8 protein-coding genes and 1 rRNA gene are annotated in these 11,120 nt (G+C 56.8%); 6 read left to right on the forward strand and 3 right to left on the reverse strand.

Annotation, left to right across the window (positions count from 1 at the left end; genetic code table 11):
• Window positions 1-9 precede the first annotated feature (9 nt).
• Both helD and hisJ read left to right on the forward strand, forming a co-directional pair.
• The gene (gene helD, locus FE783_RS25005; RefSeq protein WP_138882112.1) at window positions 10-2,358 is read left to right on the forward strand and encodes an RNA polymerase recycling motor HelD; all 2,349 of its coding nucleotides are present in this window, start codon (window positions 10-12) and stop codon (window positions 2,356-2,358) included.
• Between the two features lie 117 nt (window positions 2,359-2,475).
• The gene (gene hisJ, locus FE783_RS25010) at window positions 2,476-3,294 is read left to right on the forward strand and encodes a histidinol-phosphatase HisJ (RefSeq protein ID WP_138882113.1); all 819 of its coding nucleotides are present in this window, start codon (window positions 2,476-2,478) and stop codon (window positions 3,292-3,294) included.
• A 160-nt stretch (window positions 3,295-3,454) separates the two neighbouring features.
• On the opposite strand, the gene FE783_RS25015 is transcribed toward hisJ, so the two are convergent.
• A complete protein-coding gene (locus FE783_RS25015; RefSeq protein WP_138882114.1) occupies window positions 3,455-4,555 on the reverse strand; it encodes an NAD(P)H-dependent flavin oxidoreductase in 1,101 nt (366 codons plus the stop codon).
• 510 nt (window positions 4,556-5,065) lie between these two features.
• Here FE783_RS25015 and abc-f point away from each other — a divergent pair.
• The gene (gene abc-f / locus FE783_RS25020; RefSeq protein WP_138882115.1) at window positions 5,066-6,811 is read left to right on the forward strand and encodes a ribosomal protection-like ABC-F family protein; all 1,746 of its coding nucleotides are present in this window, start codon (window positions 5,066-5,068) and stop codon (window positions 6,809-6,811) included.
• A gap of 93 nt (window positions 6,812-6,904) precedes the next feature.
• The gene (locus FE783_RS25025; RefSeq protein ID WP_138882116.1) at window positions 6,905-7,795 is read left to right on the forward strand and encodes an EcsC family protein; all 891 of its coding nucleotides are present in this window, start codon (window positions 6,905-6,907) and stop codon (window positions 7,793-7,795) included.
• A gap of 59 nt (window positions 7,796-7,854) precedes the next feature.
• Here FE783_RS25025 and FE783_RS25030 read toward each other — a convergent pair whose 3' ends face one another.
• On the reverse strand, window positions 7,855-8,853 hold the full coding sequence (locus FE783_RS25030) for a hypothetical protein (protein WP_138882117.1): 999 nt from the start codon (window positions 8,851-8,853) through the stop codon (window positions 7,855-7,857).
• Window positions 8,840-9,421, reverse strand: a complete 582-nt coding sequence (locus tag FE783_RS25035) for a sigma-70 family RNA polymerase sigma factor (protein ID WP_138882118.1) — start codon at window positions 9,419-9,421, stop codon at window positions 8,840-8,842. Before FE783_RS25035 ends, FE783_RS25030 begins: the two co-directional genes overlap by 14 nt.
• Window positions 9,422-9,638: 217 nt before the next feature.
• Here FE783_RS25035 and FE783_RS25040 point away from each other — a divergent pair, with 217 nt between their 5' ends.
• The gene (locus FE783_RS25040; RefSeq protein ID WP_138882119.1) at window positions 9,639-10,487 is read left to right on the forward strand and encodes a MurR/RpiR family transcriptional regulator; all 849 of its coding nucleotides are present in this window, start codon (window positions 9,639-9,641) and stop codon (window positions 10,485-10,487) included.
• Window positions 10,488-10,912: 425 nt separating this feature from the next.
• Window positions 10,913-11,120 (forward strand): 16S ribosomal RNA (locus tag FE783_RS25045); the annotation flags it as partial.

Consider the following 11,120-nt stretch of genomic DNA (forward strand, 5'->3'; position numbering starts at 1 on the left):
AGCGGTGACATGAGCGCGGAACAAAATTGGCCGGAGGAGCAGTCAAGGGTGGATCGAATTGTCGCCATCATCGGCGGACGGCTGGAGAAGCTCGGACTGCAAGTAGGCGACCTTAGATCGGACATCGTCAACATCCGTAAAACGTTTTGGGACGACGTGACCGTCAACATGGAAGACGAATTCGAAATAGCCGAAACGTTCGCGAGCATGAAGCAGCAGGCGGAAGTGCTGTCGGAGAGAGAACGCGGCCATCGCCATGCTATGAGCCAGCTGAAGGCGTTGACCCGTTTGAAGCAAACTCCTTATTTCGGACGGATCGACTTTCTCGAAGCGGGCGAGCGGGAAGCCGCGATCGTTTATATCGGAACGAGCTCTTTGCTTGACGACGACGGATTTGATTTTCTCGTGTACGATTGGCGGGCGCCCGTATCGAGCCTTTATTACGATTACGGACCGGGAGCCGCGCAATACGAGACGCCGGGTGGCACAATCGAAGGCACGATCGAGCTGAAGCGGCAATTCGTTATCCGGGACGGCACGATTCGCAGCCTGTTCGACACGGGCGTCACAATCGGCGACGAGCTGCTGCAGGAAGTGCTGGGCAAGCAATCCGACGCGCAGATGAAGAGCATCGTTGCGACGATCCAGCGGGAGCAGAACCGGATAATCCGCAACGAGCGGGCGCGGCTGCTTGTCGTCCAGGGGGCCGCGGGAAGCGGCAAGACGTCTGCCGCTTTGCAGCGTGTCGCTTACTTGCTGTACCGGTATCGGGAGACGCTGAAGGCCGATCAGATCGTGCTTTTCTCGCCTAACCCGATGTTCAACAGCTACGTATCTACGGTTCTTCCCGAGCTTGGGGAAGAGAACATGCAGCAGACGACGTTTCAGGAATATGTGGAGCACCGGCTCGGAAGAACGTTTAAGATCGAAGACCCGTTCGAGCAGATGGAGTATACGCTGACGGCTATGGAAGAGCCCGGCTACCCGGCTCGGGTGGAAGGGATACGCTATAAGGCGTCGGCCGATTGCATGCGGCTGCTGGATGCGTATGCGGCTTACTTGGCAAAGGACGGCCTACTTTTCCGCGATGTGCTTTTTCGGGACGGGGTACTGGTGTCGGGGGAACGTCTGCGGGAAAAGTTTTACGAGCTGGACGCGTCGCTCTCGATTCCGAACCGGCTGCAGGCTTTGTCGGAATGGCTGCTGAAGGAGCTGCGGCAGCTTGCCAAGCTGGAGCGGCGCAAGCCATGGGTCGAGGACGAAATCGAACTGCTCGACAAGGATGCCTATATTCAAGCATTCGAGCAGCTTCAACGGAAGAAGCGGTTTTCTGCGGATACGTTCGACGATTATGCGAGGGAGCAGGAGCAGCTCGCCTTCATGATCGTTCAGGAGCAATTCAAGCCGCTGCGGGTTCAAGCGAAACGGCTGAAATTCGTGGACGTACGCGGCATTTACCGGCAGTTGTTCGCCGATCCGTCGTTCGCGGCGTCGTTAGCTCCCGGCCATCCGCTTCCGACGCTATGGGCGGAAGTATGCGGACAGACCGTCGACAAGCTGGACCGGGGCGAGCTGCCGAACGAGGATGCGGCGCCTTACATGAACGTTCTGGAGCGGCTGGAAGGCTTTCAGACGAATTCGTCGGTCCGCCACGTATTTATCGATGAGGCTCAGGATTATTCGGCGTTTCAGTTCGCTGTGCTCAAACGGTTGTTTCCGCGTGCCAAAAAGACCGTGTTGGGCGATTTGAACCAGGCGATCTACGCCCATGCCGGGGCCGGCACGGACGGCTTCGCGGCGCTTGCGCAGCTGTTCGGCGAGGAGGAGACGGAGAAGCTCGTGCTCACCCGGAGCTACCGGTCCACGCGCGAAATCGTAGAGTTTACGCGGGGGCTTATAGAGGGCGGAGAGTCCATCGAGCTGTTCAACCGGGGCGGGAGCAAACCGACGGTAACTGCTGTCGCGGATCGGTCGAAGCTGGCAGCCACCGTAGCCGATCGCATACGCCGGATGCAGGACGAAGGGCATCGCTCGATCGCGGTCATCTGCAAAACCGTCAAAGAAAGCCGCGAAGCTTACGCTGCGCTGAAAGAGACATTGCCGCTCAAGCTGATCGGCACGGAGACGAGTTCTTTTGAGCAGGGGACGGTCGTCATTCCATCGTATTTGGCCAAAGGGGTCGAGTTCGACGGTGTCGTTATCTATGACGCCTCCAGCGGAACTTACGGTCGGGAAAGCGAGCGGAAGCTGTTCTACACGGCTTGTACGCGGGCCATGCATGAGCTGCACGTTTGTTATATCGGTGAGCCGAGCCCGTTTCTGTCGGGAGCTTCGCCGGACAGCTATGAGGTCCGGTAGCGGCAGACGGTACCGGTGCGGGGGCGGAATTGGTACAATGGAATAGTGCCGGTATGGACGCGTGATCGGAATCACCGCGGGCGGCCGAACTGAATCGATTAAGGGGAGAAGCGGCCGATGATCAAGTGGGATGGACATTCTCATACGAAATTTTGCAAGCATGGGCATCCGGACGAATTGGAGCGGTATTTGGACAGGGCGGTCAAGCTCGGTTTCGTGCGTTATTCGGTAACGGAGCATCCGTCGTTGCCCGAGCGGCTGGTCGACGACGAGCAGCTGATGGCGGAGCTGGCGATGGATTTCTCGGAAATGCCCGCTTACTTCGAATACGTACGCGAATACAAGAAACGTTATGAGGGCCGGTTGGACGTCGCCATCGGGCTGGAGTTCGATTATTTGCATGACAATTACGCGTTTACCGAGCGGATCGCCGAGCCGTGGGCGGACGTGCTGGAAGACTCCGTCATGTCCGTCCATTACTTGCCCGGACGGGGCGGAATGCGCTGTATCGACTACAAGCCCGACGATTTCCGGGTTCATCTGCTCGAGTACTACGGTACGATGGAGAAGGTGGTCGACGAATATTTCGACCATGTCGAGCTTGCAATCGCAACAGCCGTCCGGCTGCCCGGTCGGAAGCGGCTCGGGCATATCGGCCTGATCGAGAAATTCCGGCGGGAGCTGCCGCCGGTCGACGAGGCGCAAATACGCGAACGGCTCGTGAAGGTGCTGCCGCTGCTGAAGAAGTCGGGCGTCGGCGTGGATGTGAACACGGCCGGTCTGCGCGTTGCTGCGTGCGGCAAGCCGTATGTGCCCGAGTGGTTCATCCGGGAGTGCATCGCTGCAGGCATCGAGTGCGTGTACGGCTCCGACTCCCACAAGCCGGAGCAGGTCGGCTTCGGCTGGGACTATTACGAGCAGGCTATGCATGGGTAATAAAGGGGGCTGTCTGCCGGTAAGGTTAAATTTGCCGGCAGGCAGCCCTTTGTCTATGTGGGGCGAGGTTTGCGGCGCTAAATGTTAATGGATCGAATTTCAGCTTTCGTCGAAAGGCGTTTTCGTGGAACCGCCGATGTACTCGTTGCCGCTGCTTTGATCAGTTGGGGCGTGAACCGGAGGACAGCAGTCCCCGTGCTTGCTCGGCAATGTCCCGCACGATGTGCGCAGCCGGCGTATCGCGGGTGAGCAGGCGAAGCGCCTGTCCAGTCCAGAGTGACATATAGTCGGCATTGTTCTGCTTCGCCGCAGCTTGACGCAATGGGCCGGTGGCGGTGTTATGGCTTGGAAAAGGCATAGGTGCGATGCCGGAACGCTCGGCATCTTCGATGAATCGATTACGGAGCGACCGCGCCGGCCGGCCGGAAAACCAGCGGGTGACGACGGTGTCGTCCTCCGAGCCCACGAGCAGCGCCTCCTTGTAGGCGGCATGGGCGCCCGACTCGGCCGCGGTCAGGAACCGCGTCCCGAGCTGCGCCCCTTGCGCCCCGAGGAGCAGCGCCGCGGCGAGGCCGCGGCCGTCCATCACGCCTCCGGCGGCGACGACGGGCACGTTCGCGCGGTCCGCAATTTGCGGGACCAGCGAGAACGTGCCTACCAGGGCCCCATAGGGGTGCCGTTCGGTATCGAACGTGCCCCTGTGGCCCCCGGCGTCGCTGCCTTGGGCGATGAGGACGTCGCAGCCCGCCGCTTCGGCGAGCCGCGCCTCCTCCACCGTCGTCACCATCGTCGTGACGACCCGGCCCGCTTCGCGCGCCGCCTGCCCGAGCGCCTCGGGGAGCGGACCGAACGCCGTGCTGATGACGGGAATCCCTTCCTCCAGCAGCACGGCGAACTGCCGCTCCAGCCGCTCGGGTGTCGGCGTCGGCTCCGTGCCGGCCCGGCCGGGTACGCCGAGCTGCGCGCCGATCCGGTCGATCACCGGCTGCACCTCGGCGTACCGCGAATAGTCGTCGCGCATCGGGGCGACGAACAAATTGACGCTGAACGGCTTGGCCGTCAGGCGCCGGATGGCGCGAACCGCTTCGCGGATCGCCTCCGGCTCCATATAGGCCGCGCCGAGCGTGCCGAGGCCGCCCGCCTCGGAGACGGCCGCCACAAGCTCGGGCGTCGTCGGACCTCCGGCCATGCCGGCTTGAATGATCGGCAGCTCGATGCCGAGCAGCCGGCAGAGCGGGGTAAATAACGGATCGTTGGACATGTGCGATCCCTCCTGCGTTTTTCGATTTTCCAAGTTGGTTATCTAAAAAGCAAACCGCCGGCGGCTGGACGACACATCTCTTGCTCCTCGCGCATTGACATTGCCATCTGCCCCCATTATACTGTGAGCAAGCCGCAGGAACAAACCGCGGCATAACTGAAGGAAGGGCAAGGTACCCGGTGCCATGGACAATGAATCCGAATCGTAAGGCAACTCAAATGATCATTCTCGGAATGACTCAAATTTGAATTGACCCGGAGATTGGATACGTCTGTCCATAAACCAAAGTACCCGTCCCATACGGTTGCCGTTGCTGCCTCATATGGCATGCGACCGCGACTTCGTATTCGTTATGCCTCATGCCGGTGCCTTAATGGCGGGCGTGCTTGCGTTGGCCGCAAGCCGCGGGTCGGCGGAAGGTAACATGTAACGGTGTATTTGGCTGCGCCTGCAGGCGCGTGGAATAGAGACGATCGAGACTCCTCTCCGGGTACGGGGAGGTTTTTTTGTATGTTAAGACTGGAAGCGAATCAAATCGAACGCCGGATCGGCGACCGGCTGCTGTTCCGGATCGAAGGTACGCTGCGCATTTATGAAGACGAGCGTGTCGGTCTGGTCGGCGTGAACGGAGCGGGCAAGTCGACGCTGCTCTCCGTATTGGCCGGTCTGGAAGATCCGGATGCGGGAGCGGCTGCGCGGCACGGTACAGCAGCCGTAGTTGCGCAATTCGACGATCCCGGCCGGCAGCGTTCCGGCCGCGTCACGGCACCCGAGGACCCCGTGCCGCTCGAATATGGCACGATGAGCGGCGGAGAGCGGACGAGGTGGAGATGGGAGCAAGCTCTGCGTAAGCGTGCGGTTATTTTGTTTGCCGACGAACCGACCAGCCATCTGGATGGCGACAAGGCGGCGGAGGTCGAAGAAGAGCTGCGCAAGTACGAAGGTACGGTTATGCTTATCTCGCATGACCGTGCTTTGCTCGATGCGGTATGCACCCGTATTCTTGAACTGGATGAAGGAGTCCTGCGCGAGTATCCCGGAAATTTTAGCGAATATTTGCGTTTGAAGGAGCTGCGGCGCGAGCGCGAATGGTTCGAATACGACCAATACGCCAAGGAAAAGAAGCGGCTTACGATGGCGGCCATCGAGAAAGCCGGGCAGGCGCGAAGCATGAAGAAGAAGCCGACCGGCAAAGTCGACAGCGAAGCGAGACTCGGGAAAGATCAGTTCAACAGAAGGAAATCCAAGGTCGAGAAAACGGTACAGTCGATTCAGAAACGGATCGATCAGTTGGAAGTGAAGGAAAAGCCAAAAAACAGGGAACAGCCCGTATTCGATATACGCTATCATGCACAGATTCACGCGAAGGAGGCGATCCGGCTGGAACGGCTGGAGCGCTCGTTCGGTTCGAGGCAGCTGTTCCTGCCGCTTTCTTGCAGCATTGCACCGGGAATGAGAGTGGGGATCGTCGGTGCGAACGGCTCCGGCAAGACGACGCTGCTGCGTGCGATCATGGAGGCGGAATCCGGAGTCCGGCTGGCCGCGGGCTGCAAGATCGGCTACTTCGACCAGCGGCTGGACGTATTAAGGGACGACCGCACGGTGCTTGAACAGGTGGCGGAGACTAGCGAATATCCGGAAGCGGCCGTACGAACCGCGCTGGCCCGCATGCTGATGAAGCGGGATGACGTATTCAAGCCTGCGTCGGTTTTGAGCGGAGGCGAGAAGGTCAAGGCCGTGCTGGCCAAGCTTTTCATGGCAGACCATAACGTGCTGCTGCTCGACGAGCCGACCAACTATTTGGACATTTTCGCCAGAGAGAAGCTGGCGCAAGTGTTGAAGGAATACCCGGGTACGATTTTATTCTGCTCGCACGACCGGCATTTTTTGAGCGAATTGGCGACGCACCTGCTTGTGATCGAGAACGGCCGATGGACGTTCGAATACGGGGGCTATGCGGAATACCGTGAACGGAAGCGAAAGCGGGACTCCATAAATCCGGCCGGATCGGGCAAATTGAGCGATGACAGCGTCCCGCCTGCAACGTCTCCGAATCCCGGGCCTGATACGGATTCAATTTCGATGACGCATGCGGAACGGGAAAACGAGATCATGCGGATCGAGATGGAGCTTGTCGGGCTGTTGGGACGATTGTCCGCCCCGGGCAAAAACGATGCGAAAGAAGAGCTCGACAAGCAGTACAAACAACTGACCGGGCGATTGAAACAATTAAAGGGACAGCGAGCCGCTAACTAACCCGGTCCGATTTTCCGGAAACTGCCGTTATGCATCCGAATGGCTTCTGCTCCGTATAACATACTAACTATGGAGACAGGAGTGGATGATCGTATGGCGCTGAACCCCGATGGAACATCTGCCTTCGAAGAAAATACCGCTTCCTTGCGGGAGCTGCAACGATATGCACAAGAAACCAGGCGGCAGTTGGAGACGGAGCTCGAGTCGATCGCCCGTTGGGAGCGGGATCAGAAAGATTTATGGTTTTGGGAGAAGCTCGGCCGCATTCCGTTCATGCTGCTCGATAAGCTGACGCCGCAGGCGATTCAGAAGAAGATCGGTCAAGCGATCGACGAATTGGGCGGTTACGTGCAGACGGGCGGCCGTTATCTCGTGTCGGAGAAGTCGATGCTTGCGTCATTGGAGCGCACGGCCAAAGAGGCGGGGTATGAGGGGGCTTCCGTTGCAACTGTGGCGCAAGCCGGCGAATTGCCGCTCGCGGTGATGGACCGGGCGGCGGATCGGCTGGCCGAGAGTCGCAAAAAAATCGCCGCGGTTCAAGGCGCTACTACCGGATTCGGAGGGCTATTTACGCTTGCGGTCGACATTCCGGCGCTGCTCGGACTGTCGCTGAAGGTGCTTCAGGAAACCGCGATCTGTTACGGATTCGATCCGAACGATCCGAGGGAACGTGTCTTTATCGTCAAATGTTTGCAATTCAGCTCATCCGATATTGTCGGCAAAAAAGCCGTACTCGAAGAGCTGGCCACCTACGACGGCGCGACGGATGGCAAACAGCTTGCGTCCCAGCTGCAGGGCTGGCGTGAAGTGATTACTACGTACCGAGATAACTTCGGTTGGAAGAAGCTGTTTCAACTCGTTCCGGTTGCAGGCATGCTTTTCGGGGCGCTGCTGAACAAAAGCACGGTGAACGACGTTGCGGAAGCGGGCAAGATGATGTACCGGAAAAGAAGAATCATCCGCAGACTTGGTCATTTGGAATAACACGCTCAAAACCCTCGTACCGCACCACGGCGATACGGGGGTTTTGCATGCATTTATTTTTATTTCATATGCGCGGCAATGGAGTGCATATCTTCCTTCAGGTTGGCCGAGGCTTCGGAAGATAGTTCGTATAGAATCGTCCTGCCGTTCGTTTCCTCCGCCCAAGCGAGCGTCTGGACGTTCCCGGTATGACTGAGGAAGTTGTCGGCATTGTAGGTATATACCGCATCGGCGCCGTTTACACTAAGCTTCTCAGCGGTTGCCCGACTCCCGGTCTTGATATTCATCGTGATGTTCGTACCTTGAGGGATCGTTTGCCAGCTGACCGTAATTTCGTGCCCTTTATCGGAGGTCAGAAGCAGATTCGGTACAAATACCCCCGGGAGCTTGGATTTCGCAGCTGTCCCGACCTGTACCCATGAGACTTCTTCCCCGTTCCGGTCGGCTGCTTTCTTTAATGCGCGTCCGTATTGGTCGGCCCATTCGGGTGCGACTCTTTCGAATTGCTGCTGTGTCCGGCCGCCGGCGACGGCGTAGCCTTCAGGAAGCAGCTGAGGCAGCTTCCACTCTGCGGTGTACCCGACCGCCTTTTTCCACTCGGTCATATCCCGGTACAATCGGGGCTTCGATACGCTGATCAAGGCGGGCAGCTTTTCCCGATCGAGCAGGCGAACGAATACGACCGCTTTCTCTTCTTCGCCGAGCTTGCTTCCGACTCCGTCCAGCGCTTTGATAATTTCTTCTTTAGACGTATGCTTTAAAGCGATGGTCGGGTCAATCGTCATTTCATAACGCATATTGTTTGTCGATATCGTGTAAATCGCATTGGACGCATAAGCGGCGCCGCAAAACAGCGTGAGACAAAGCGCAATCACCGCGGTTCGCCGGCCTACGGCAGTTTTGAAGCGGCGGACGGCTTTTGACCCGGCTGTTCCTTCTGCCCGTTCCTTGGCATAAGCGTCAAACCTGTGCATAATCCTGCTGTCGAGATCGCGGGGCGGACGTATCCGTGCGGCACTCTTTCGGTACCAAAGCTTCAGATCGTTATCCGTTGGCATGAACGGAATCCTCCTTTGCTAATTCGGGCTGCCGCACGAGGAGACGGAGCTTCTTCAAGGCGTGATGGTGCCGCGATTTGACCGTTCCCGCCGGGATGTTCAAAATATCGGAAATCTCCTCCACGGTACAGTCTTGGTAATATCGCAAAACGATAACGGCCTTCAGCCTGAAGGGCAGCTGCTCGATGTTGATTCTCAGCTCGCTGCGGTCCTCCTCGCGGAGTACTGCGACCGCCGCGTCTTCCTGCAGCTCTTCGATTTCCATGCTCTTGCTGCGCTCGAACAATCTGAACTTGCGCCACAGCTTCCGGTTCCAATTACGGGCTTGGCGGACGGTTAATCCGCTTAACCAGGAACGGAACGGCTTATCGTCGTTGTAGCTGGGCAGACTGCGGAGCAGCTCCATAAAGACCTCGCTGACTACGTCGGAAGTATCCTGTTTTTGATTCAGCAGAAAGTAGACGGTTCGATACACTTGATCGCGGGTCGATTCGTACAGCTGGCCGAACGCCTCTCGGTCTCCGTTGCCTATACGCTGCAGCAGTTCGTTTGGGGGTTGAACATTCATCAGGGGCCGGCCTCCTTCACTCTATATTGGTTCTATGACGGCGGCGGGTTCAATTTCCGGACGATCCTTATTTTGAATGTTCCGGTTTGCGGCTGGAAAATGTATTTGCACAGGCGTGGCGCATCGGTTAAGCTAGATTTGTGAAGTTCCATTTATAACTCAACTTTTGCAGAACAAATGCTGCTAAAGTTGGGTTTATAAGAAACGAGTGATTAAGATGAATGGCGGGCTTGTGGCGTTAAAGGCCATACTGGATCAATTGAAACCGTCCGAACGAAAAGTTGCGGATTATATATTGGAATATCCTAAAGATGTAGTCAAGCTTTCGGTACAGAAGCTCGCGGAATATAGCGGCGTTTCCGAGGCGACGATCATTCGTCTCTCGAAGACGATGAATATGAAAGGATTCCAAGAACTGAAGCTGCGCATTGCCGGCGATCTAAGCTCGAATTTGCCAAGCGGCACCTATGAAGAGATTAAGATGGGAGCGACCGTTGAGGAGATCATTCAGGCGGTAAGCAATAATAACAAGCAATCGATACAAGACACCGTATCGGTGCTTTCATCCGAGGAAGTAGAGAAGGCGGCGGAGGCGCTCTCCAAAGCCCGCAAAATCGATGTGTACGGAATGGGTGCTTCGGCTGTCATTGCGCAGGATATTCATCAGAAGCTGAGCCGGATCAACTGGTGGTGCCAAGCTTATGCCGATTTTCATGCGCAGTTGACGTCAGCCGTTACGTTGACGGAGAACGATGTGGCATTCGGTATTTCATATTCCGGACAAACGGACGAGATCATTCAATCGCTGACGGAAGCGAAGAAACAAGGGGCGACCATTATAACGCTGACCAAATTCGGTTCTTCCCCCGTCGCCGAGCTGGGAGATATCCGACTGTTCACGAGCTCCGTCGAGCAGAGTATTCGAAGCGGTGCGATGGCTTCGAGAATCGCACAGCTGAACGTAGTCGATATTTTGTTCCTTACGATTGCCAGCCGCCAGCAGGATAAAGTGATTCCGCTGCTGGACAAAACAAGGCTGGCCGTTAGCCGGACGAAGCGTTCCTAGCAAGTTTAATATTTCCATTTGCGAAGTGGATGCGAGTGTGTTATATTAGTTTTCGTTGTCTTTACGAAACGCTTCGAATGCTGAATGACTCTGCGCTTGCTTGGTATTTAAATACCCTCGCTTGGAAAAATGATGCGCTTGCGTTTTGAACGGCAACGTGGTAACATATGATTCTGTCGCTCGACTATGAAACAACTTCGAGTAGATGGTGAAAAAAAAGAAGTTGCAATGCAACGGTGAAATATGATATAGTAAATTTCGCTGTCGCAACACAACAAAATGCTCTTTGAAAACTGCACAACGAGTGAAAAGCAAAACACGCAAGTGTTAAGTATTGAGCAATCAGCTCTTCTTCACCCCAAAAAGTGACGTGAAGCTTCGCAGCAACACCGATTACTTTTCGGGGACCCCGGGGAACCGGGACCTTATTGGAGAGTTTGATCCTGGCTCAGGACGAACGCTGGCGGCGTGCCTAATACATGCAAGTCGAGCGAGGCCTTCGGGCCTAGCGGCGGACGGGTGAGTAACACGTAGGCAACCTGCCTGTAAGCTTGGGATAACTATCGGAAACGATAGCTAATACCGAATAAGTGGAGGAGGGGCATCCTTCCTTCTGGAAAGGCGGAGCAATCT

This window comes from Paenibacillus mesophilus (genome assembly GCF_005938385.1).
GTDB lineage: Bacteria > Bacillota > Bacilli > Paenibacillales > NBRC-103111 > Paenibacillus_AB > Paenibacillus_AB mesophilus.

Coding starts and splice junctions, on each gene's coding strand:
- helD (WP_138882112.1), top strand. CDS start 10: ATGAGCGCGGAACAAAATTGGCCGGAGGAGCAGTCAAGGGTGGATCGA.
- hisJ (WP_138882113.1), top strand. CDS start 2,476: ATGATCAAGTGGGATGGACATTCTCATACGAAATTTTGCAAGCATGGG.
- FE783_RS25015 (WP_138882114.1), bottom strand. CDS start 4,555: ATGTCCAACGATCCGTTATTTACCCCGCTCTGCCGGCTGCTCGGCATC.
- abc-f (WP_138882115.1), top strand. CDS start 5,066: ATGTTAAGACTGGAAGCGAATCAAATCGAACGCCGGATCGGCGACCGG.
- FE783_RS25025 (WP_138882116.1), top strand. CDS start 6,905: ATGGCGCTGAACCCCGATGGAACATCTGCCTTCGAAGAAAATACCGCT.
- FE783_RS25030 (WP_138882117.1), bottom strand. CDS start 8,853: ATGCCAACGGATAACGATCTGAAGCTTTGGTACCGAAAGAGTGCCGCA.
- FE783_RS25035 (WP_138882118.1), bottom strand. CDS start 9,421: ATGAATGTTCAACCCCCAAACGAACTGCTGCAGCGTATAGGCAACGGA.
- FE783_RS25040 (WP_138882119.1), top strand. CDS start 9,639: ATGAATGGCGGGCTTGTGGCGTTAAAGGCCATACTGGATCAATTGAAA.